This window comes from Bacillus cereus group sp. BfR-BA-01356 (assembly GCF_022663635.1).
GTDB classification, from domain to species: Bacteria; Bacillota; Bacilli; order Bacillales; family Bacillaceae_G; genus Bacillus_A; species Bacillus_A cereus.
On sequence record NZ_JAKUFX010000017.1, the window covers coordinates 24,182 to 48,065 of the forward strand.

Sequence of the window (23,884 nt, forward strand, 5' to 3'; positions counted from 1 at the left end):
ATACTTAAAAAGCTTACTCTGCACTTATATTACAAACTAAACAAACAACTAGAACATTCCTTATTTTCTGTTTTTTATGTTGACGCTTACATAAACTTTTAGTTATCATAACCTAATAAACGTCTATTTTACGACAATTCTAAAAATACAAACAAACATACGTAACAAGGAGGAACTTTATGAAAAAAGAAATACCTTTTGGAATAGCGATTATCCCTATTATCATTACCGTTGCAGTTATGATGGTTACAATTGTTGTATTAAAACAAACCCCTCACGTTCCACTTATTATTGGTACAACCGTTGCTTCTATTGTCGCTTGGCGTTACGGTTACAAATGGAATGATCTTGAAGAAGCAATGTATAAAGGGATTCGTCTTGCATTACCCGCTATCGTCATTATTATTCTTGTTGGCTTAACAATTGGTGCTTGGATTGGCGGTGGAATCGTCGCAACGATGATTTATTACGGTTTAAAACTTTTAATTCCATCACTATTTTTAGTTTCCATTACCGTCATTTGTTCTATCGTAGCATTAGCAATTGGTAGCTCTTGGTCTACAATGGGCACAATTGGTGTTGCTGGAATGGGAATTGGCCTAAGTATGGGAATTCCAGCCCCAATGGTTGCTGGTGCCATTATTTCAGGCTCTTATTTTGGCGATAAAATGTCACCGCTTTCAGATACAACTAACTTAGCCGCAGGATTAACAAATACAGATTTATTCGCACACATTCGTCATATGTTATTTACTACAGTTCCAGGTTTAATTATTACTCTTATCGTCTACGCGGTCTTAGGAAGAAGCTTCGGCGCTAACAATATTGATGCGAAGAGTATCGATCAAACGTTACAAGTATTGCAACAAAACTTTGTTATCTCGCCTTTTCTACTCATTATACCCGTAGTCGTTATGGTATTGGTCGCTAAAAAAGTCCCTGCTATACCAGCGATTCTCGTCGGTATTATTTTAGGATTCTTATCACAAGTCTTTATTCAAGGTGGTTCTGTCTCAGCATCTGTCGGTGCACTCCAAGCTGGATTTGTTATAGACACTGGAAACAAGCTAGTAGACGAACTATTTAACCGCGGTGGCTTAGATTCGATGATGAATACAGTCTCTATGACAATTGTCGCTATGACTTTCGGAGGAGTATTAGAACATACAGGTATTCTTCGCTCAATTGTAAATCAAATTTTAAAGTTAGCGAAATCAGCAAAAGGGCTTATCGCTTCTACTATCGCATCTTGTTTTGCAACAAACCTTACTTGCTCTGAACAATATATTTCAATTGTTGTCCCTTCAAGAATGTACGCAAATGCATACACAGAAAAAGGACTACATTCAAAAAACTTATCCAGAGCATTAGAAGATGGCGGAACATTAACTTCTGTCTTCGTTCCTTGGAATACGTGCGGTGTATTTATTCTCGCTACACTTGGCGTAGGTGCATTTGAATATGCCCCTTATGCTATTTTGAATTTCATCGTACCTATTATCTCAATCATTTATGGTATAACAGGCTTCACAATTGTAAAACTATCAGACATTGAAAAAGCAGAACTACTAAAGAAACAAAAAGCTCAACTAGAAGCTTAAAAATAGCGGTAAATTCAGTTCATATAGTGCGCGAGGTCGCCCTTGTTGATAGGGCATTTCCTCGCCGCAAATATGAGCATACCCGTAATCAACTAATTTCTTTAACAACCTTTCTGTCGATCTTCGAGTCACTTGTAAATACTCAGAAAGGTCAGCTGCTGTAAACTTCAATGACGGGTGCGATTGACTAAATTGAATGATTTTTGACAAGTTGGCCGGACTAAGCTTCGTTTCCTTCGCTATTTTCATTAGTTCCGGATTATCATTTTTCAAACTTTGTACTCTCTGTTCTTTCGGGAACGGACCAAACAAATCTTTATCACTTGTTAGTATATAAAAACAACGATCTATTGGATTGTTCTTTGCAAAACTTTGAGCAATTTTTGCATTTTGCTCCGCTTCTTTCACGGTTTTCCCATAACCAAATCCAATAGCTATCGTTCCTTCTACGCTCGCAAACAAGTTATCTATCGCATTTGTTTTAATAATTGATTCGATATCACCACGAGTTGTATACAAAATGCATGTCATTTCATCCACTTGTTTAAATGAACCACGTAGTTCTTTTGAAATGACATCTAGTTTTTCAAGCAAACTCGTTCGTAATTCTAAGGAAGAAATAATACAAGCACCAACAGTAGCTGAATAGCTTTTTGCTAACTCAGCTTTTATTTTTGCATCTTTTAGCCCATGTATAATGGATTGTGTTGGATCAATCATACGCTCTGAAGGAACACCTATTTTTTGAAGCTCGTCGTAAACAGCGTGAATACTAGTTAAAGCTAAATGAGCCTCTCCAGATTGATATTTAGCTACATGAAAATCGATAACTCTATTTATCTCATCTTTACTCCACAGCATATTTTCATAATCCAACACTTGCGGGCTTTCTTTTATACCGATATCATGGAACACATTTGTAATAAAAGAGCGGTCTACTAAATCGATGGAAATGTTATGTGGTTGAATACTTTGATGATACATGATAGAAAGAATTGAAGATGCGACAGTTGTCTCGTCTTGCTGTAAGTATATACTTGGAATTCGTAATTGTTCTCTTATTTCTTTTGCCATATAATAAGGTAAAGCACCTGAGAAAAAGATGACATCACAAGGCTTTAAACACTTTAATAGTTCAGAAGATTCCGCCGGATGAAGGTAAATATATGGATCAATTTCTATTCCTTCTAATTTTTGAGCAATGGGAAAAAGGTTGTCCATAAATTCCTTTGAACCGACAACTGCAATTTTTATCATCATTTTCTCTAACTCCTTATCATTAATTAACGACTATTTAACGTCAACTATATCAAATGTATAAAACTATTGTAAACAGGAAGGGGTTTCTATTCAATGAAAATTACAGCTATTCATCTTTACGCAATTCGTTTACCGCTTCGCGATCCGTTTGTTATTAGTTACGGTTCTTATTCTGATATGCCTTCTATTATCGTCAAAATGGAAACAGATGAAGGAACTATCGGTTATGGTGAAGGCGTTGCTGACGATCACGTTACAGGCGAATCATGGGAAAGTACTTTCCATACTTTAAAACATACACTCGCTCCCGCACTCATCGGATGCAATCCAATGAATATCGAGAAAATACACGATATGATGGACAATACAATTTACGGTGTTCCAACAGCGAAAGCCGCAATTGATATTGCTTGTTTTGATATAATGGGCAAAAAATTAAATCAACCTGTATATCAATTAATTGGCGGACGCTACCATGAAGACTTTCCTGTCACTCACGTCTTAAGTATCGCCGAACCTAAAGCCATGGCTGAAGAAGCTGCTTCCATGATTCAAAAAGGTTACCAATCTTTCAAAATGAAAGTCGGTACAAATGTACTAGAAGATGTAAAAAGAATTGAAGCGGTACGTGAACGTGTAGGAATTGATATTGCGATTCGTGTTGATGTAAACCAAGGTTGGAAAAATAGCGCCAACACATTAATGGCACTTCGTTCATTAGGTCATTTAAACATCGACTGGATTGAACAGCCTGTCATTGCAGACGATATTGACGCAATGGCTCACATTCGTTCGAAAACAGACCTTCCGCTTATGATTGATGAAGGATTAAAAGGTTCTCGTGAAATGCGCCAAATCATTAAATTAGACGCGGCTGATAAAGTAAATATAAAACTAATGAAATGCGGCGGCATATATCCCGCTGTAAAACTCGCTCATCAAGCAGAAATGGCCGGCATTGAATGCCAAGTGGGATCAATGGTCGAATCATCTGTTGCCTCTTCCGCAGGATTCCATGTCGCTTTCTCAAAGAAAATCATTACGAGCGTTGAACTTACAGGTCCATTAAAGTTCACGAAAGACATCGGAAACTTACATTACGATGTACCATTTATTCGCTTAAACGAAAAGCCAGGACTTGGCATTGAAATAAACGAAGATACACTACAAGAACTAACCGTATTTCAAGACGTTGTACGCTAAAGGAGGACTAACGCATGACAGTTCTATACAAAGGATCATTAAAACAAAATAACGATCCATTTCATGTTACATTACTATCCAAAGAGCACATCGAACAAATTTCATTACTACAGAACGTTGTAGTTGAAGCACTAGAAGATAAAAGCCGTTTACAACCACTTTCACAAGAAGAATTTCAATACATTCTAGAAGGAAATGGCATGATGATCGGTGCTTTTATCGAAAACGAACTCATCGCATTTCGTGCCCTACTCGTCCCTCCTATCGACGATGAACATTTAGGGCTTGATATTGGTCTATCAGAAAGTGAACTGCACCGCGTCATCTATCAAGAAATCTCAAACGTTCATCCGAACTACCGAGGAAATGGTATGCAAAAAATATTAGCAAACGTCATCATGGACGAATTGCAAAAAGAAGATAGCAAATATGATTATGTATGCTGCACCGTTGCTCCTTTTAACATCCCGAGTTTGAAGGATAAGTTTGCGCAAGGGATGGCGATTGCTGCGCTAAAGGAGAAGTATGGTGGTAGTCTGCGGTATGTTTTTGTGAAGAAATTGCGCGGAGATAAAGAAAGCGATTGGACGGATATTCAAAGTATTCTAATGAGTGATGCTAGTGGACAGCAGGCTTTGCTTTCGGAGGGGTATCTTGGGTATGAGATGGAGAAAACAGCAGATACTTTCATTGTGAAGTTTGGGCGATAATCTATATACTCGAAAAGAGGAGATGTCCCTTGTGACATCTCCTCTTTTCGATTTGTTGAACAATCCTGTGGTAAATGAAATTATATCAACGATTTTTCGAATATATCTATCATAACTTACAATATATCAACGATTTTTAAAATATATCTATCAAAACTCACAATATATCAACGATTTTTAAAATATATCTATCAAAACTCACAATATATCAACGATTTTTAAAATATATCTATCAAAACTCACAATATATCAACGATTCGACAAGAAATATCGATTTACAGACAAAAATCGATATTCCTTCCTAAACCGTCATCTTCCAACTAGATAACGCTAACCAATTCTCCATTTCTTTATAATCAGGCATTATCTTCCCGACAAGACGCCAAAAAGATCGATCATGATTTAAATGAACCATATGACACATTTCATGAACAACTACATAGTCAATTACTCGCTGTGGTGCCATTGCTAGCTTCCAATTGAATGTTAGTTGTAAATTCGAATCGCAAGTACCCCAAGTACGACTACTATCTGTAATACGAATAGAACGTGGTTTTGTTTTAAAGTTACTTTGATGCGCTTTAATACTCTTCTCTACTAAAGATTTACACCGCTTATAGTAAAATCGTTTTAAAGCTTGTTGTATTTTCTCATCCTTAAGCTCTTTCACATAAATATGTAACTTATCCCCTTCAAAAATCGCATTGTCTTGCTCAATGCTTGCATCTTGGGAAATCTGTATCGGATACGTATTCCCTAAATACAAAAAGCCCTCTCCTTGATCATAATCCTTTTCCTGTGGTCCATGCGCTCGCTCCGCCATTTCCTTACGTGTTGTCTGAATCCAATCCCACTTCTCCTCTAGCAACTGGACTAAGTATTCAACAGGTGTTCCTTTCGGAGCCTGCACTTCCACATTTCCATACGAATCCACAAAAAGACGCACGGACTTTTTCTTCTTATAAGTTATATGAAAATTAATTGTCTCACCTAAATATGTATGTACCATTTCATCACCTAGCATAGTATTTTTACAAATAAAAAAGAGTAGGATACGAACGTCCTACTCTACCTATTATATCATTTACTGCTTTAGCAAGCTTATTACCCTCTATACTTTACACCTAATCCCTTAATGAAATTCCTTGCGTATCTATCGCCGCACTCTTTGTAATTTTTATGGCCTTTCTTTCTTAATAGAGCGCCTAACTCTCCTTTTGTTACCGTAACGCCTACGCTATCTAATATATCAAGTACATCCTCACTCGTTAAAGATAGTGCGATTTTCATTTTCTTTAGAAGAAGGTTATTGGCACTCTCCTTGCTCTGTACAGGTGCAGGCTGCCCTGGTCTCGGATCTTGCTTTCCTCTTTTTAAAGTAATAAATCCATTTAAAAATGCCTCTAACATCATCATATCGCATGTTTTTACGTACTCATCTTCAACTACCTCATCATTTTCAGCTTCATGCTGAGGAGCTCTCTTTATTTTTGTAAGCATATCAACTACGTCTTCTTTCTTTACTTCCATCCCGCCAAGTTTAAAGATTTCTACCATATCTATATCTTTTATATCTAAAGCGTATCTTACTCTTTTTAATATATCGTTATTGCTCATTGCCATTGTGTTTCCTCCTGAAATGTTGATTATTTATTCAGCGGTTAAAGTTTATGCTATAACCTACTTTAAATTATCATGTTTAATCTAACCTTTTAGTTATTGTCCGCTAAATTAATACTTTAACATTTTAAAGATATGTTTTATAGTCTTACCCGAACTTTTCTCTATCATTGTATCTACAGCGCTCTTACATGTTTTTTATATGCCTATAAAAAGATTTCTCTCTTAACATTAACTAAAAGAAAAAAAACAGTGTTTTGATTTCTCAAATACACTGTTCTTTTCCAGCTCTACGCTTATTTTCAACTCACTCATGTCATGCACTACATATGAAATGATTTAACTGCTTAAAAGTTAAACCGTCTCACCATTCTGTGCCTCACCAACACTAGCCTCAAACTTATCAAGCAATCCACGCACCTCATCAGTCGATTTCGTACTCATCAATTGATTTCTCAATTCAGCAGCTCCAGGGAAGCCTTTTACATAAATTTTGAAGAAGCGGTGAAGCCCTGTGATTGAGCGTGGCAGTACTTCTGCATATTGATCTTGAAGATCAAGTTGTAGTCTTAAAAGATCTAGGTGCTCTTTACTGCTATGCTCTCTTGGCTCTTTTTCAAAAGCAAATGGATTTTTGAAGATGCCTCGTCCGATCATTACGCCATCAATGCCGTATTTTTCAGCAAGTTCCAGCCCCATTTTACGATCAAGGATGTCTCCATTGATTGTTATTAACGTATTTGGTGCGATACGGTCACGTAATTTTTTTATTTCCGGAATTAGTTCCCAATGCGCATCTACTTGGCTCATTTCCTCTCTTGTACGTAAGTGAATAGAAAGGTTTGCAATATCTTGTTTGAAAATGTGCGTTAACCAATCTTCCCACTCGCTTAACTCTTTAAAGCCAAGTCTTGTTTTTACGCTGACAGGTAGTCCACCCGCTTTTGCTGCTTGGATAAGTTCTGCTGCAACGTCTGGACGTAGAATAAGGCCACTACCTTTTCCTCTTGATGCAACGTTCGGAACTGGGCAACCCATGTTAATATCGATACCTTTAAATCCTAGCTCTGCCATACCAATACTCATTTGACGGAAGTATTCGGGATTGTCTCCCCAAATATGTGCCACCATCGGCTGTTCGTCTTCTGTAAAAATTAAACGGCCACGTACACTTTTCATACCTTCTGGATGACAATAGCTATCCGAGTTTGTAAACTCTGTGAAGAATACGTCCGGACGACCTGCTTCACTTACTACGTGACGGAAAACAACGTCTGTCACATCTTCCATTGGTGCAAGTACGAAAAATGGGCGTGGTAATTCACGCCAAAAATTATCTATCATTTTAAATTCAAATCCTCTCACTATGAATGCAATTTCAAAATCTCAATTTATAATTTGTGAAAATCAGCAATATTTATTTTAACTAAAATCGCTTATGAATGGTATTTTTGTAAACCAAAAAGCAGATGGTATAGATTTTCCTATATCAACTGCTTTCCTATTATACCAACTTAAGCCAAGCCACACACTCCACATGCGTCGTATGCGGGAACATATCAACAGGTTGTACTTCCTGTGTTTTATATCCGCCTTCTTCTAGTACTTTTAAATCACGTGCTAATGTTGCTGGGTTACACGATACGTATACGACGCGGTTTGGCTTCATGTCGATGATTGTGTTTAGTAATGCTTCGTCACAGCCTTTACGCGGTGGGTCTACGACCATTGTGTCGGCGATTACGCCTTCTTTGTACCATTTAGGAATGACTACTTCTGCTTCTCCTACGCCAAATTCAGCGTTTGTCATGTTGTTTAGTGCTGCGTTTCGGTTTGCGTCTTCAATTGCTTCTGGGACGATTTCAACGCCGTACACTTTTTTCGCTTTTTGCGCTAGGAATAACGAGATTGATCCGATTCCGCAATAGGCATCGATTACTGTTTCGTTACCATTTAATTTTGCGTATTCTAACGTTTTATCGTATAGCACTTTCGTTTGTTCTGGATTTACTTGATAGAATGAACGTGCTGAAATCGCAAATTTAATGTCACCGATAAAGTCATAAATATATTCTGATCCGTATAATACTGTCGTTTTGTCTCCGAAAATTACGTTTGTACGCTTCGTATTTACGTTTTGAACGATTGATTTTACTTCTGGGAATTTCGCTGCAATTTCTTCAATAATTGCTTTTTTGTTCGGCAATTCTGCTGTACGCGTAATGAAGACAAGCATAATTTCCCCTGTTACTTGTCCGTAACGAGCCATTACGTGACGAAGTGTTCCTTTGTTACGCTCTTCGTTGTACGCAGTGATACCGTGCTTTTCACAAATACGTTTTACTTCTTGGATTAATGTATCGTTTTCTTCTGCCTGAATTAAGCATGATTCCATATTAATGATGTCATGCGTTCCTTGGCGATAAAAACCAGCTACAAGTCCGCCTTCACGTTCTCCGATTGGTACTTGTGCTTTATTACGGTATACCCACGGATTCTTCATGCCAAGTACAGGATGAACAGGAACATCAGCTAGTCCTCCGATACGCTGCATAACGTCACGTACTTGTTTTTCTTTCGCTTGTAATTGTCCTTCATAAGTTAAGTGCTGAAGCTGACAACCGCCGCACTGATTATATACTGGGCATTCAGCATCTTTACGATATGGGCTTTCTGTATGAAGCTTCATTAAACGGCCAAATGCGAAGTTTTTCTTCACTTTAATAATTTTAATTTGCGCTTCTTCACCTGGTAATCCGTTTTTAACGAAAATAGGATAGCCCTTTACTTTCGCAACACCGGCACCATCATGTGTTAAATCTTCAAATACTACATCTATAAACTCGTTTTTCTCAACTGGTGGCGTCATTTTAGTACTCATTTTCCGACCTCTCTTTTTCATAACACTGCGTTACATTTTATCATACTTATATGGTCTTTTTCTATTGGAAGAAAAAAAGCTATTGACGATACTTCTCTGTTAATGTTACGCTACTACTAATTTAATACGGACGATGTTACCTCATATATACTTGATAATATGGATCGAGAGTTTCTACCCGGCAACCTTAAATTGCTGGACTATGGGGAAAACTAATGAATATTAGCCTATGCGCAAAAAAGGACTCATATTGATTAGCTTTCTCTCATAGATGAAAGTGAATCCATATGGGTCTTTTTTTATTTTTATTTTTCTAAAAGGTCAGACATCTTACGTATGACATAAAACCTCGTTCTTTTATTTTTAGTAATATAACGAGCGTTTTATGTACAAACTTTATACGAACTTCTGAAAGGGGCAACTACATGCAATATGTAATGAGCATTATCGGTATTCTTGCCGTGTTAGGTTTATGTTTTGCTTTGTCAAACAACAAAAGTAAAATCAACTTCCGTGCAATTGCAATTATGATTGGTTTCCAAATTTTAATCGGTTGGTTTATGTTTGCTACAAAGATTGGTCAACAAATCATTATTTTCATTAGTAAAGTTTTCAACAAACTAATTAAACTTGGTACGACAGGTGTCGATTTTCTCTTTAATGGAATTCACAGAGATTTTGTCTTTTTCTTAAACGTATTATTAATTATCGTATTTTTCTCAGCACTACTTTCAATCTTTAGTTATTTAGGTGTTTTACCATTCATCGTTCGCGTTGTCGGCGGTGCTATTTCAAAAATTACTGGTTTACCACGTGTTGAGTCATTCCACGCAGTAAACTCTGTATTCTTCGGTTCAAGTGAAGCGTTAATCGTTATTAAAAACGATTTACAGCATTTCAATAAAAACCGTATGTTTATCATTTGTTGTTCTGCGATGAGCTCCGTTTCTGCTTCTGTTACAGCATCATACGTAATGATGTTAGATGCAAAATACGTACTGGCAGCTCTTCCGCTAAACTTATTCTCAAGCTTAATCGTTTGTTCGTTATTAACACCAGTTGATACGAAGAAAGAAGATGAAGTGATTCAGAAATTTGATAGAACTCTATTCGGAGACAGCTTTATCGGCGCAATGATTAACGGTGCGCTTGATGGTTTAAAAGTAGCTGGTATCGTTGCCGCATTAATGATCGCCTTTATCGGTGTGATGGAAGTTGTAAACTACGTAATTAGTGCAGCTTCAGGCGCAATGGGACATGCTGTTACTTTACAACAAATCTTCGGTTACGTACTTTCTCCATTCGCATTCTTAATGGGTATTCCAACTCAAGATATTATCCCAGCTGGTGGTATTATGGGTACGAAGATTGTTTTAAATGAGTTTGTAGCAATCCTTGATTTAAAAGACACAGCTACAACATTAGCTCCACGTACAGTTGGAATCGTTACAGTATTCTTAATTAGCTTCGCAAGTATTAGCCAAATTGGTGCAATCGTTGGTACAATCCGTGCCCTTTCTGAAAAGCAAGGAAGCGTTGTTTCTAAATTTGGTTGGAAAATGCTATTTGCATCAACACTTGCTTCTATTTTATCTGCGACAATCGCTGGATTGTTTATTTAATAAAAAAACACCTTACTTTAACAAGTAAGGTGTTTTTTTTGATTCTTTATGAAACCGAGTGAAATTCAACTGCTTCTTCTGTATTGATAATCCTATCTTTATATATACCTTTTATTGAAATGTAAATGATAGATTTGTTTATGTTTTTTAACTTTCCTAATGAAAAATGATAAAGTAATCCATCGCTTTTTAAAGTCCACATCTTCCCACTCCATGGACCAGTAGCTTTTTGTTCATCCGACGCCTTTATTTCACCTTCATATTCGCATTCTCCTAAAGGAGTTTTAATTATATTCTTCTCTGTATCAATTCGAATATTTTTAATTAGCTTCAAATTTTCATCAGAGAGAATTTGAATTTCATGATCTTTCTGTTTAAAAAAGAGTTTTCCGTCTTTGGTATTTACATATTCTGCATTATTCATTTTATCTATCATAAAATCATATTCTTCTTTTGTAATACCTAAGTTTTGATGATAAGGAAACGTTTTTTTCGGTATAATTTCTTCTTCGGCATACTTCAAATACCAATCTAAATTATTTGTAATACTATCGCTCATTTTATTTCCTATTTTCTCTAATTTCTCTTTTATCTCATAAGGAAATTCTAGTGTCATAATATCCGCCGTCACTTCCGCATTCATAAGATGCGATGGAATATACTCTTCCACGCTATTCGCTTTACTCACTTCACTTTGACAACCAACTATAAATAGCGATATGAAAAAGATATATATTATTTTTTTATATTTCATTTCTATTCTCCACTCCATACATTATTCTTACTTAGTTTTATAGCGGTTTTCATTATAGTATAAAATCTTTATATTTTAATTAAATACATATCCTTATGCAAAATTGCATATTAATATGTCTTCTTCTTACTTTAAAATTAGCTTAAATAACTTTCCAAATTATACAAATAACAAGTGTTAAATGTTATAATTTGTAAAAAAACATTGGAGGATATTATGAAAGCTCACGCCCTTTTCGATTTCTTACATTTACTAGTCTTAACGCTGAAAAGCTATTATGTATGGGGAATGCCTATCTATGTCTTCATTATTCCTCTTATCTTTGTAGTCGGTTATATTATTATTAATTCTAATAAGAAACAAAAAAATACATCTATTCAAAGTCACTAATCTATTACCTTAATAGCCTCCTAAAAATCATATTCCCCTCATTTTCTTCAAATGATATGATGAACAAGGGTATATCCCCACCACTCTTATAGCGGTGGGGATTTTAATGTCAATATGCAACATACTACACAATAGAAGGTGATTTTTATGAGAAAATACGCAGCAATTGCTTTATGTACGTCTGCCATTCTAGCAGGCTGCAATACTAGCAATGTAAGCCAAGAACCTAAAAAAGAGAAAAAGGTTCAAGAAGTAGCTATACAAAAAGAGACTCTACAAGAACAAGGTAAAATTTCTTATACTCCCATCACACACGAATCTACAAACACAAGTATTCATATTACAGACTTAAAAGATTCTTTAAATGAAGTACAATATAAAATTTGGCGCACAGCTGATGGAAAGGAACGTGCTAAATCTTTTTCTTCTAAAGAAAAGGAGAAACAATTTACAATTCCTTTTGACATAAAAGAATTTGAAGGAAAACGCGGTGAGTTCCAAATTGAAGCAACAGGAATGAAAGAAGATGGGAAAACAATCCCGCTTACGAAATCTACTATTACTTTCGAACAAAAGGTTCCTGTTCTTATGTATCACGCAATCGATGATTATCATGGTCAAGGTATTAAAGACTTATTCGTATCACCAGCTAACTTTGAAGCACAAATGAAACATTTAAAAGACAATGGTTATACGCTTTTAACGTTTGAACGCTGGGGCGATATAAATAAAGTAAATAAGCCGATTTTCGTTACATTTGATGACGGTATGAAAAATAATATGAATGCATTTCGCGTTTTACAAAAGCTAAAAGATGATACTTTTAAACCGGCAGCAACAGAATATATGATTGTTGATAACGTTGATGTAGAAGGAGCATTGTCTACTTCTGAAATAAAAGAAATGGTTGATTCCGGCATTTTCTCGGTGCAATCTCATACTGCAACACATGCAGACTTACCGAAAATTACAAACTATGAGGAAGAGTTAAAAGGTTCAAAAGAAAAACTAGAAAAAATAACAGGTAAGCCTGTTATCGCGATTGCTTATCCATTCGGTCATGTAGATGATAAGGTTGTTACAGAAACGAAGAAGTATTATCAATTTGCGACGACGACAAAGCCTGGGCAATTCATTACGAAGGGTGAACCTGATGAATTGTTAAAGATGAAGCGCGTTCGTATACACCATACAACGACTGTAGAGCAGTTTGCTTCTTCAATTAAGTAAATATAAGGGCTCAATACATTTTGAGCTCTCTTTTTACTTTATATTTATATATATTTTTAGAATTTTCTTGTATTATATATAGTAAGAAATCTTTCAAATTAAAGGAGATTATACATATGTCATTTGAACAAACGTTAGAGAAATATGCTGCTCTTGCAGTTAATGTTGGTGTTAATATTCAACCTGGACAAACTTTATCAATTAGTGCACCTCTTGAAGCTGTACAATTTGTACGCCTCGTTACAGAAAAAGCATATAAATCTGGTGCAAAACACGTATATGTAGATTGGAATGATGAGACGTTAACACGCTTAAAGTTCGATCTAGCTCCTGAAGAAGCTTTCGCTGAATTTCCATCTTGGAAAGCACATGCTCGTGAAGAATTAGCAAAAGAAGGCGCTGCATTTATGTCTATCTATGCAGAAAACCCTGATTTATTAAAAGGTGTAGAAGCATCGCGTATTGCAACAGCTCATAAAGTAGCTGGAGAAGCAATGAAAGTATACCGTGATTACGTACAAGCAGATAAAGTAAGCTGGTGTGTCATTTCTGTTCCTACGAAAGAATGGGCTGCGAAAGTATTCCCTGACGTAGCGCCAGAAGAACAAGAAGCAAAGTTATGGGATGCTATTTTCAAAGCTACTCGTGCTGATTTAGAAAATCCTGTAGAAGCATGGAAAGAACATGATGAAACATTACATACAAAAGTGGATTACTTAAACGAAAAGCATTATAAAGCTCTTCACTATACAGGTCCTGGAACAGATTTAACAATCGAGCTTCCAGAAAAACATGTATGGGCTGGTGCTGGTAGCTTAAATGAAAAGAACGTACCATTTATGGCTAATATTCCAACTGAAGAAGTATTTACAATGCCACTTAAAACAGGTGTAAACGGCCAAGTTTCTAGTACAAAACCGTTAGTATTTGCAGGTAATATTATCGATAATTTCACGTTAACATTTGAAAACGGGCGTATCGTAGACTATAAAGCTGAAGCTGGTGAAGAAGCTTTAAAACATTTAGTAGAAACAGATGAAGGTTCTCACTTCTTAGGAGAAGTAGCTTTAGTACCTCATGACTCACCAATTTCAAACACAAATGTTTTATTCTACAATACACTATTTGACGAAAATGCATCTTGCCACCTTGCAATCGGAAATGCTTATGCATTTAACTTAGTTGGCGGAAAAACAATGTCTAAAGAAGAACTTGCTGAAAACGGCGCAAACGCTAGTATCACACACAACGACTTCATGATTGGGTCAGCTGAGCTTGATATTGACGGTATTACTGCTGATGGCAGACATGAGCCTATCTTCCGTAAAGGTAACTGGGCGTTTTAAATTTATTACCATAAAGAAACACATTGGATAATCCAATGTGTTTCTTTATTTATTTGGTTTCAATTCAAATTTTATCGTTCTATTTTCATGCGTAAACTCCGGTCTATACGTAGCGATATACGTATTTTCTTTCGCTACGTCAAATAGCATGATATCTTGAATTTTTTCATCTGGTGCTAACTTTTTACTAATAAAGCTATCAGGGTTATTATATTCTTTAAATCTTGTACCTTTCTTATCGGTAATCTCAAATTCATAAAATGCAAAAGGTATTTCCTTTTTACTATTATTTTCTACTTTGAAAATAATCCCCAAAATCTCCTCTTTCTTTTTATTCTCATCATAATCCGGATATCCTAATTTAACTGAATCGATAGTTACTTGCAAACCATCTACGTCTACTGTCTCCCCTATTTTATACACTTTATCTTGAACATCTTCTTGTTTACTTTCATTACTATCTTTAGTCTCAGTGCAAGCACTTAAACTAAAAGCTATGCCAAAAATTAAAACAATTTGACTTACCTTTTTTAACATACTCTTTCCTCCACATAAGACAATATTTCATATGTATCATAACAAAACGCTTTACTCTTTCTTGTCATATTTTGTCGTATTAATTGCTAACTGCACAAATAGAAAAAAGCTATCTTCTACAAAAGATAGCTTTCATGATGCCGATGAAACCTTAAGTCCAATGACACCCAAAACAATAAAAAGAATACAAAATGCTTGAAATAAACTAATATGCTCTTTAAAAAAGTACACACTAATGATTGTAATAAGTAATGTTCCAACGCCAGACCAAATAGCATAAGCAATACTTAAATGGATCTTTTTCACAACGATGGCGAACACGCTGAAACAAATTCCATAAAACACGAAAATCAGTACACTTGGAACGAGCTTTGTTAAACCATTTGATAGTTTCATCGCAATTGTTCCAGCTACTTCAAAAATAATTGTAACAAGTAATAATAGCCAATATACCATACTAGAATCTCCTTCTCTGTTACCTTATAGAGATTCTAGTATACTACTTATAGTCCCAATGAAATATATTTAATTTCTAAATATTCCTCGATGCCGAAATGTCCTCCTTCACGACCGATACCACTTTCTTTAAATCCACCAAATGGTGCTTGTGCAACTGATGGAAGACCATCGTTTAGACCGATAATACCGTACTCTAACGCTTCACTAATTTGGAATGCTTGGCTAATGTCTTTCGTGAAAATATACGCAGCTAAACCGTATGGTGTATTGTTTGCACGCTCGATTACTTCATCAACTGTTTTAAATTTCGCAACTGGTGCCACTGGCCCAAATGTTTCTTCATTCATACAAAGCATCGTATCATTTGCCAACCCAATTACAGTCGGTTGAATGAAATGTCCCTCTAACTCTACGACCTTTTGACCACCATATAAAACTGTTCCACCTTTTTGAATAGCATCTTCAATATGTTCTTGTACTTTTGAAACTGCATTCTCATCAATAAGTGGCCCGACAGTCGTTCCGTCACCGAAACCGTCTCCTACTTTCAACTGCCCTACTGCCTTTTGGAACTTCTCTACAAATACTTCGTATACTTCTTCTTGAACGAATACTCGGTTTGTACATATACACGTTTGTCCTGCATTACGGAATTTCGAACCAATCACCGCTTCTACTGCTTTATCTAAATCTGCATCATTCATTACGATAAACGGAGCGTGTCCCCCTAACTCAAGCGAAACTTTTTTCATCGTTTGCGCCGCACTAGCCATTAACTCTTTCCCGATTTCCGTTGACCCTGTAAAGGACACTTTTCGAACGCGACCATCTTCCATCCATGTATCAGCAATTGCTTTTGCACTACCTGTTACGATATTGATTACGCCCTTTGGAATATCTGCTTCATGGGCTAATTCAGCTAATTTCAATGCAGTTAATGGCGTTTGACTTGCCGGTTTCACAACGGCTGTACAGCCTGCTGCAAGCGCTGGGGCTACCTTTCTCGTAATCATAGCAGCTGGGAAGTTCCAAGGTGTAATAGCTGCCATAACGCCAACTGGTTGCTTCATAACTAAAATGCGCTTATTCGGATGAGCAGCAGGAATCATTTCACCATATACGCGTTTCCCCTCTTCTGCATACCATTCAACAAAACTGTTTGCATAATTTACTTCACCAAGCGCTTCTGCAAACGGCTTTCCTTGTTCCTTCGTCATAATCGCTGCGATCTCTTCTTTATTTTCATCAATAAGCGTAAACCACTTTTTTAACTTCGTGGCACGATCTGCTGCCGTTAACTTAGACCACGTTTTAAAAGCTTCATGTGCAGCATCAACAGCTTGCTTTGCCTCTGTTACTCCGCCTTTTGGTACAGTTGCAAATATTTCCTTCGTCGCAGGATTATTTACTTCAATTTGTTCTTGTAGTGTAATCCACTCACCATTTATATACATCGCCTTTTTATCTATACTTACGAAAGTCGCCTTTTTATCCAATGTTTTCTTCCTCCTCTATGAACTTCTTAATTTTTCTAGTAGCAGCAGATTGACTAATTTGCAAAAACTCAGCCACTTTATAACTTGATCCATACGTTTTATACGCTTTAAGAATTATATTTCTCTCTACCTCTTCCAGCATTTTATAAAGGCTTTGCCCCGATTGTTCAACTGCAGCCTCTTGCATAGAGAGTGGCAAATCCTCTACCGTTACAACATCATCAACAGTAATAACAATTCTCTCAATTACATTCTCTATTTCTCTATTGTTCCCTTCCCACTGATATCCAACAAACATTTGTAACGTACTCGGCGCTAGTTTCACATCACGTCCGTACTTTTTATTAAAGTGCTGCAAGTAATGATAAATAAGCGGCAAAATATCTTCTGTTCTTTCCCTAAGCGGGGGAATTGCAATTGGAATGACATTCAAACGATAGTATAAATCTTTCCGAAATGTTCCTTGTTTCACCATCTCGCTTAAATCTCTATTTGTTGCCGCCACAATTCGAACATCCACTTTTTTTAATTCTCTTCCGCCTATAGGACGAAATGTTTTTTCTTGCAATACTTGCAAAAGCTTCGCTTGAATTTCAAGCGGCATTTCACCGATTTCATCTAAAAAAAGAGTTCCTTTATGCGCGGATTCTAATAGTCCCTTTTTCCCTTCACGATTCGCACCTGTAAAAGATCCACCTGAATATCCAAAAAGCTCCGATTCAATTAAATTAGTTGGCAATGCCGCACAATTAATTTCATAGAAACTTTCATACTTACGGTGACTCACTTCATGTAAATGGCGTACTAATCGACTTTTTCCTACTCCAGTCTCGCCTAAAACGAGAACAGTACTATCCACTACAGATACTTTTTTGATTGTATCGACTATTTTTTGCATAGCTAGACTTTTAAAAATAAGTCCTTCATGCTCATATGTTTCTCTTAATTCTTTTTTATATGTTTTTAGCTGATTATCCATTTCCTCTACCTTTTGACGTAATTGATAGAGTTCAGTAAGGTCGCGAGAATAACTAATCACTCTTCTTAAATTTCCCTCATCATCAAAAACAGGCCTTGTACGAACGTGTAAATACTCTCCTGATTTTGTAGTTTGAACGAGTTCAATTGGCCTCTTTTTTTCAATCACTTCTAATGTCGCTGATGGATAAAAGATTCCATCCTTTTGTAGTTCTTTTACATGCTTACCAACTAACTCTTCTGCAGCTAGTTGGTAGTGCCTTTCACATGTACTATTTACACGTACAACGATCCCTTGCTCATCTGTAACAAAAATTTCGTCAAACGCATATTCAAATACATCTTTTAAATCCATTAACACTCGTTCCTTTTCTGCAACCATCCTAGCCACCCCTAACTTCAAATCCATCGATCCACTTCACTACCTTTATTATAAAGTGAATTTTCTGCATTTAACATAGAGTCAGCTAGAATGTTTGCTATTTATACTTCAGTTTTTAAACGCGAGCGATGTTTGTTTGCTCATAGCAAGCTTGCAACGATTCTTCAATTATTGTTAAACCTTCTTCAAGTTGCTCATCTGTAATAACTAAAGGCATTAACACACGGATAACATTTCCATATGTCCCTGCTGATAATAACAGTAACCCACGCTTATTTGCTTCTGCACATAGATTAGCCGTTAACGTTTTGTCAGGTGCTTTCGTCTTACGATCTTGAACGACCTCAAATGCACACATTGCGCCTAACCCACGCACATCACCGATGCAATGATATTTATTTTTCATCTCTTCGAATCGGTTCATTACGACTTTTCCTAATTCTATCGCTCTATCATTTAATTTCTCATTTTCTATTACATCGAGAACAGCTAATGCAGCCGCACATCCTAATGGACTTCCTGCATACGTTCCACCAAGTTCACCTGGTGCAGACTCATTCATAATTTCTTTACGTCCAATGACACCACTTATCGGTACACCAGCACCTAATGATTTAGACACTGTAATTAAATCTGGAACGACATCATAGTGATCAATTGCAAAATATTTTCCTGTACGACTAAAGCCTGTTTGTATTTCATCCGCTACAAATAAGATGCCGTTCTCTGAACAAATGCGGCGTACTTCTTGAACAAATTTCTTACTTGGGACGATAAATCCACCTTCCCCTTGAACAGGTTCCATTACAACAGCTGCAATTGTTTCTGGTGCTACTTCCGATATGAAGAAGTTCTTAAACTCTTCAATAATAAAATCATCATACTGCTCTTCCGTTAATCCCTCTGGGCGACGGTATTCGTATGGAAATGGCGCTTTATATACTTCTGGAGCAAAGGGACCAAACCCAAATTTATATGGCTTCACTTTACTTGTCATCGTCATTGTCATTAATGTACGCCCGTGGAAACCTTTAGAAAATGCGATAATACCAGGTCTCTTCGTATATTTACGAGCGATTTTCACCGCGTTCTCAACTGCTTCTGCACCACTATTTAAAAACAGGACTTGCTTATCGAAACTTCCTGGTGCCAATGCCGCAAGCTTTTCTGCTAATTCAATATATGGCTCATACATCATGACGTTAAATCCAGTATGAATGTATTGATCGACTTGTTTATGGAGCGCTTCTTTAACCGTTGGATGACAATGCCCTACGTTAATTGTCCCGATTGCTCCTGCAAAATCAATGTACTGATTGCCATCAACATCTGTTACAAGAGCACCATTGGCAGATTGTACAAACGTTGGGATGCCGTTACTTACTCCTTTTGGTACTATATTTTGACGGCGTTCTAATAAAGATGCCGCTTTCGGTCCTGGAATTTGTTCATTTACTTTAGCAAATTTTTTTGTGTTCATTGCGTACCCCATCCTTTTCTTTACATTGTTTTCTCTTTTTATTGCAAAATATATGCCAACTTTCTTTTCTAGCATTTATCCTATATTCTTTGTATCCAGGCATAAAAAATAAGTCTATAAAGACTCATTAAGAGTCTTTATAGACTTATTTTCCTTACACATTAGACTTTTCTTTCTCCCAGAAAAACTCACCCGATTGAGAAATAAACTCTCCAACAGAATCTAACACTAAATCAGCAAGTGGTTCTAATGTTGGACGGTCTCCTGTACCAGATAGCACCCCAATTGCATAGCAATCGCCATTTTTAGCTAAATGTAAATCAGTTGGCGTATCTCCAACAACCGCAACCTCACATGATTCTAAATTAAATTTCTCACAAAACACTTCTATAATCTTTTTATCTGGTTTTTGCGCAGGGAATGTATCCGAGGCTATAATATAATCAAAAAAGTTCTCCAACTTATATTGTTTTAAAAATAATTCTGTTGGTGCGAAATCATCCGCCGTGACAACCCCTAATATAAATCCTTTATCTTTTAATGCCTGTAACACTTTCGGTAAGTCTGCTGTCATTTTCATATGCGAACGATGCTCATACATAAGGGAAAATAACTTCTCACTTACCCACTGATGCATCTCTTCTTCTCTAGCAGACTCAATATAATTACAAAGCCCCTTCGCTACATCAAGGCTTGTTCCAGCAGCTATTGCACTCCTTGGATTAACAAATGCTCCCTCTACACCAATCTCTTCTAATAAGGTCTGCCGCATTGTACTTGGTAAATGATATAAACTTATACATTCAGCTACAAGTTCTTCAGCTACTTTTATCCATATTGAATGAAAATCCATTAATGTCCCATCTTTATCAAATAATATCGCCTTTACCTTCTCCATAGCACCCTACCTCTCATTTCTTATCTCTTCCAGTGTATCAATAAAGTATGGATGTAAAATAAAAGAATTGTAAAAATACCATAAAAATCAAACTAACTCCCAATTTACAATTCATTTTAACAAAGTAAAAAAGGATGCCTTTACAGGGCATCCTCTTGATGTTCAGGAACAAATAGTTCTAAACAATGATATATATTTTCGAATTCCATCGGTGCATCTCCACCATACTCACCATCTAAATTAATCATTAGTTTATCTGGTGAATGTACTTTAATTCGGTTCGCTTGTGTATATAACACTTTTGGATTATTAATATGTTCACCACGTTGTGCTTGTGTTGCTGCTTTAATTAAATCAGCGATAGAACCTTTTTTCAGTACTAATAGGTCAAATAACCCATCGTTAATAGATGCATACGGTGCTACCTTTTCAAATCCACCTACTGAACGAGTATTCGTAATTAAAAACATCGTAATTTCTTCTTGTAGTAACTTTCCATCATACTCAATTTCAACATATGTCGGATGCAATGATGGTAACATCTCGATACCTTTTAGGTAATAAGCAAGCTGCCCTAATACTGTCTTTAACTTACTCGGTACTTCGTATGTTAATTCTGTAATACGACCGCCACCAGCGATGTTAATAAAATATGTATCGTTCGCTCTACCAAGGTCTAATGGCACTGTTTTTCCTTCGCAAATAATATCTGCTGCCTCTTCAATAGAACGAGGTACACCAATTGCACGTGCAAAGTCATTTGTCGTTCCAACTGGAATAATTCCAAATTTCGGACGGAATTCATGCCCAACTAAACCGTTTACTACTTCATTTAATGTACCGTCTCCACCAGCTGCAATAACAACATCAAACTTACGATCCGCAGCTTGCCTCGCCGCCACAGTAGCGTCTCCAGGACCCGTTGTCGCATGACAAGATGTCTCATAGCCAGCTTGTTCTAATTTTTGTAATACTTCTGGTAAGCTCTTCTTAAATAGCTCACGCCCAGAAGTAGGATTATAAATAATTCTTGCTCGCTTCATCATTTATTAGCACAGGAAATTTCTTTATGTATCGAAAAAGAACATACTGAACTTCTATTCAGTATTCCCATGCCTACCTCCTCTCATCTTGCTATCCTTCTTTTATCCCGCTCAAACAGGCAGTAAGAACCCGATTCGTGTAGTCCATCAAAAGTAAATATTCATTTCAATGGTTTTTTATTTGACTCCAAAATTTATCCCGCTATTTGCGGGCAGTAAATGCCCGATTGGTGAGGGCTAATAATCAGCTTTGGATGAACCTCCCACTGATTAAAGTTTCACTTTATTTCTATCCATTCTTCCATAAAAATTTACATATAACGAATAATAACTATCTATTATTTCATGAGATGAAAAAAACCTCTATGTTTAGATTTATCATTATTCCCACCTTTTTGCAACTATCATACCATAGTTGCTATACAAACATTTTTCCACTTTTGACAGTTAATCAAACGTTTGTTTAAACGATTTTGTCTCATTTAAACAAACGTTTGATTAACCTAGAAAAACACCCATGTACGGGTGTTTTTCTGCTTAATCTTTAAAAGTCATTACTATTATCGCTTATTAATCTCTTCAAGTAAGATTTTGTTAACAAGCGGTGGATTTGCTTGTCCTTTTGTAGCTTTCATAATTTGACCAACTAAGAAGCCAATTGCACGGTCTTTACCGTTTTTAAAGTCTTCGATAGATTGCTCATTATTATCAAGAATTTCTGTTACAACTTTACGAAGTGTACCCTCGTCAGAAATTTGAACAAGACCTTTCGCTTTAACGATTTCTTCTGGGTCTCCACCTTTTTCAATTAATTCATTAAATACTTTCTTCGCGATTTTAGAAGAAATTGTACCTTTTTCAATTAATTGAACCATTTTAGATAAACCAGCAGGCGTTAATGCAACGTCTTTTAATTCTTTTTGTTGTTTGTTTAAGTATGCAAGTACTTCACCCATTAACCAGTTCGATGTTAATTTCGCATCAGCACCGTCTGCAACAGTTGCTTCAAAGAAATCAGACATCTCTTTCGTTAATGTTAACACGTGTGCATCATAAGCTGGTAAGCCTAGTTCTGCAACGTAGCGAGCTTTACGTGCATCTGGAAGTTCTGGAATAGAAGCTCGAACTGCTTCTTTCCACTCATCATCAATGTAAAGTTCAACTAAGTCTGGCTCCGGGAAGTAACGGTAATCGTCAGATCCTTCTTTCACACGCATTAAGATTGTTTTCTTCGTTGCTTCATCATAACGACGTGTTTCTTGTTGGATGATACCACCAGATAACAGTTCTTTTTCTTGGCGCACTTGCTCATGCTCAAGACCTTTTTGTACGTAAGTGAATGAGTTTAAGTTTTTCAGTTCCGCTTTTGTACCGAACTTCTCTTGTCCAACTGGACGAAGAGAAATGTTCGCATCACAACGTAAGGAACCTTCTTCCATCTTACAATCAGATACACCAGTGTATTGAATGATTGATTTTAACTTCTCTAAGTATGCATATGCTTCTTCTGGCGTACGCATATCTGGCTCAGATACGATCTCGATTAAAGGCATACCTTGACGGTTGTAGTCTACTAATGAACCATCAGCTGTATGCGTTGATTTACCAGCATCTTCTTCTAAATGAAGACGTGTAATACCGATACGTTTCTTTTTACCGTCTACTTCGATTTCAATCCAACCATTTTCACCAATTGGCTTATCAAATTGAGAGATTTGGTAAGCTTTCGGGTTATCTGGATAGAAATAGTTTTTACGGTCAAACTTCGTTTCCGTTGCGATTTCACAGTTTAATGCCATTGCAGCTTTCATCGCAAAGTTAACTGCTTCTTTATTTAAAGTAGGAAGTACCCCTGGGTATCCTAAGTCAATTACACTTGTTTGTGTATTTGGCTCCGCTCCGAATTCTGTTGGACTCGCAGAGAAAATTTTCGAATTTGTTTTTAACTCAACGTGAACTTCTAAACCAATAATTGTTTCTAAATTCATCTATGC

21 protein-coding genes and 1 riboswitch are annotated in these 23,884 nt (G+C 36.5%); of the genes, 7 read left to right on the plus strand and 14 right to left on the minus strand.

Features of this window, described 5'->3' with window-relative positions:
* Positions 1-179: 179 nt before the first annotated feature.
* Entirely contained in the window at positions 180-1,601 is a 1,422-nt protein-coding gene (nhaC, locus tag MR168_RS08795) for a Na+/H+ antiporter NhaC (RefSeq protein ID WP_086412257.1), read from the plus strand.
* On the opposite strand, the gene MR168_RS08800 is transcribed toward nhaC, so the two are convergent.
* Positions 1,590-2,861, minus strand: a complete 1,272-nt coding sequence (locus tag MR168_RS08800; protein WP_000972797.1) for a hypothetical protein — start codon at positions 2,859-2,861, stop codon at positions 1,590-1,592. The two genes, nhaC and MR168_RS08800, sit on opposite strands and share 12 nt — an antisense overlap.
* Positions 2,862-2,954: 93 nt before the next feature.
* Between MR168_RS08800 and MR168_RS08805 the strand changes: the two genes are divergently transcribed.
* Positions 2,955-4,064 carry a mandelate racemase/muconate lactonizing enzyme family protein gene (locus MR168_RS08805; protein ID WP_086412258.1) on the plus strand — a complete coding sequence of 370 codons (1,110 nt, stop codon included), beginning with the start codon at positions 2,955-2,957 and terminating at the stop codon, positions 4,062-4,064.
* A 14-nt stretch (positions 4,065-4,078) separates the two neighbouring features.
* Complete coding sequence (locus MR168_RS08810) at positions 4,079-4,774, plus strand: GNAT family N-acetyltransferase (protein ID WP_086412259.1); 696 nt, start codon at positions 4,079-4,081, stop codon at positions 4,772-4,774.
* Between the two features lie 301 nt (positions 4,775-5,075).
* On the opposite strand, the gene MR168_RS08815 is transcribed toward MR168_RS08810, so the two are convergent.
* The 4 genes from MR168_RS08815 to rlmD form a co-directional block, all read right to left on the minus strand.
* Positions 5,076-5,783, minus strand: coding sequence for a M48 family metallopeptidase (locus tag MR168_RS08815; RefSeq protein WP_078438914.1), 708 nt, complete (start codon positions 5,781-5,783; stop codon positions 5,076-5,078).
* A 95-nt stretch (positions 5,784-5,878) separates the two neighbouring features.
* Positions 5,879-6,397 (minus strand): YehS family protein, encoded by a 519-nt coding sequence (locus tag MR168_RS08820; RefSeq protein ID WP_242291239.1) that lies wholly within the window; start codon positions 6,395-6,397, stop codon positions 5,879-5,881.
* 351 nt (positions 6,398-6,748) lie between these two features.
* Positions 6,749-7,738, minus strand: coding sequence for a tRNA dihydrouridine synthase (locus MR168_RS08825; RefSeq protein ID WP_000566710.1), 990 nt, complete (start codon positions 7,736-7,738; stop codon positions 6,749-6,751).
* A 160-nt stretch (positions 7,739-7,898) separates the two neighbouring features.
* Positions 7,899-9,275, minus strand: a complete 1,377-nt coding sequence (rlmD, locus tag MR168_RS08830; protein WP_000105019.1) for a 23S rRNA (uracil(1939)-C(5))-methyltransferase RlmD — start codon at positions 9,273-9,275, stop codon at positions 7,899-7,901.
* 121 nt (positions 9,276-9,396) lie between these two features.
* A riboswitch (purine riboswitch) is annotated at positions 9,397-9,498 on the plus strand.
* A gap of 202 nt (positions 9,499-9,700) precedes the next feature.
* Between rlmD and MR168_RS08835 the strand changes: the two genes are divergently transcribed.
* Positions 9,701-10,897 carry a NupC/NupG family nucleoside CNT transporter gene (locus tag MR168_RS08835; protein ID WP_001200491.1) on the plus strand — a complete coding sequence of 399 codons (1,197 nt, stop codon included), beginning with the start codon at positions 9,701-9,703 and terminating at the stop codon, positions 10,895-10,897.
* A 46-nt stretch (positions 10,898-10,943) separates the two neighbouring features.
* On the opposite strand, the gene MR168_RS08840 is transcribed toward MR168_RS08835, so the two are convergent.
* A complete protein-coding gene (locus MR168_RS08840; RefSeq protein WP_000875597.1) occupies positions 10,944-11,651 on the minus strand; it encodes a hypothetical protein in 708 nt (235 codons plus the stop codon).
* Between the two features lie 216 nt (positions 11,652-11,867).
* Between MR168_RS08840 and MR168_RS08845 the strand changes: the two genes are divergently transcribed.
* The 3 genes from MR168_RS08845 to MR168_RS08855 all read left to right on the plus strand — a co-directional run bounded on the left by MR168_RS08845 (position 11,868) and on the right by MR168_RS08855 (position 14,617).
* The gene (locus MR168_RS08845; protein ID WP_000643595.1) at positions 11,868-12,041 is read left to right on the plus strand and encodes a hypothetical protein; all 174 of its coding nucleotides are present in this window, start codon (positions 11,868-11,870) and stop codon (positions 12,039-12,041) included.
* 147 nt (positions 12,042-12,188) lie between these two features.
* Positions 12,189-13,271, plus strand: a complete 1,083-nt coding sequence (locus tag MR168_RS08850; RefSeq protein ID WP_001233735.1) for a polysaccharide deacetylase family protein — start codon at positions 12,189-12,191, stop codon at positions 13,269-13,271.
* Positions 13,272-13,387: 116 nt separating this feature from the next.
* The gene (locus MR168_RS08855) at positions 13,388-14,617 is read left to right on the plus strand and encodes an aminopeptidase (protein WP_000007349.1); all 1,230 of its coding nucleotides are present in this window, start codon (positions 13,388-13,390) and stop codon (positions 14,615-14,617) included.
* 45 nt (positions 14,618-14,662) lie between these two features.
* On the opposite strand, the gene MR168_RS08860 is transcribed toward MR168_RS08855, so the two are convergent.
* The 8 genes from MR168_RS08860 to gatB form a co-directional block, all read right to left on the minus strand.
* On the minus strand, positions 14,663-15,154 hold the full coding sequence (locus tag MR168_RS08860) for a DUF4352 domain-containing protein (RefSeq protein WP_000915109.1): 492 nt from the start codon (positions 15,152-15,154) through the stop codon (positions 14,663-14,665).
* A gap of 132 nt (positions 15,155-15,286) precedes the next feature.
* Positions 15,287-15,610 carry a DMT family transporter gene (locus MR168_RS08865; protein ID WP_000263262.1) on the minus strand — a complete coding sequence of 108 codons (324 nt, stop codon included), beginning with the start codon at positions 15,608-15,610 and terminating at the stop codon, positions 15,287-15,289.
* A gap of 47 nt (positions 15,611-15,657) precedes the next feature.
* The gene (gabD, locus tag MR168_RS08870) at positions 15,658-17,109 is read right to left on the minus strand and encodes an NADP-dependent succinate-semialdehyde dehydrogenase (RefSeq protein ID WP_044306511.1); all 1,452 of its coding nucleotides are present in this window, start codon (positions 17,107-17,109) and stop codon (positions 15,658-15,660) included.
* Positions 17,102-18,469, minus strand: a complete 1,368-nt coding sequence (locus MR168_RS08875) for a sigma-54 interaction domain-containing protein (RefSeq protein ID WP_016121506.1) — start codon at positions 18,467-18,469, stop codon at positions 17,102-17,104. Before MR168_RS08875 ends, gabD begins: the two co-directional genes overlap by 8 nt.
* Positions 18,470-18,584: 115 nt before the next feature.
* Positions 18,585-19,949, minus strand: a complete 1,365-nt coding sequence (gabT, locus tag MR168_RS08880; RefSeq protein ID WP_001093019.1) for a 4-aminobutyrate--2-oxoglutarate transaminase — start codon at positions 19,947-19,949, stop codon at positions 18,585-18,587.
* A gap of 154 nt (positions 19,950-20,103) precedes the next feature.
* Positions 20,104-20,847 carry an HAD family hydrolase gene (locus MR168_RS08885; RefSeq protein ID WP_000416672.1) on the minus strand — a complete coding sequence of 248 codons (744 nt, stop codon included), beginning with the start codon at positions 20,845-20,847 and terminating at the stop codon, positions 20,104-20,106.
* A 140-nt stretch (positions 20,848-20,987) separates the two neighbouring features.
* Positions 20,988-21,893, minus strand: coding sequence for a diacylglycerol kinase (locus tag MR168_RS08890; protein ID WP_000977679.1), 906 nt, complete (start codon positions 21,891-21,893; stop codon positions 20,988-20,990).
* A 557-nt stretch (positions 21,894-22,450) separates the two neighbouring features.
* Positions 22,451-23,878, minus strand: a complete 1,428-nt coding sequence (gatB, locus tag MR168_RS08895) for an Asp-tRNA(Asn)/Glu-tRNA(Gln) amidotransferase subunit GatB (RefSeq protein WP_001047685.1) — start codon at positions 23,876-23,878, stop codon at positions 22,451-22,453.
* Between the last annotated feature and the right edge of the window lie 6 nt (positions 23,879-23,884).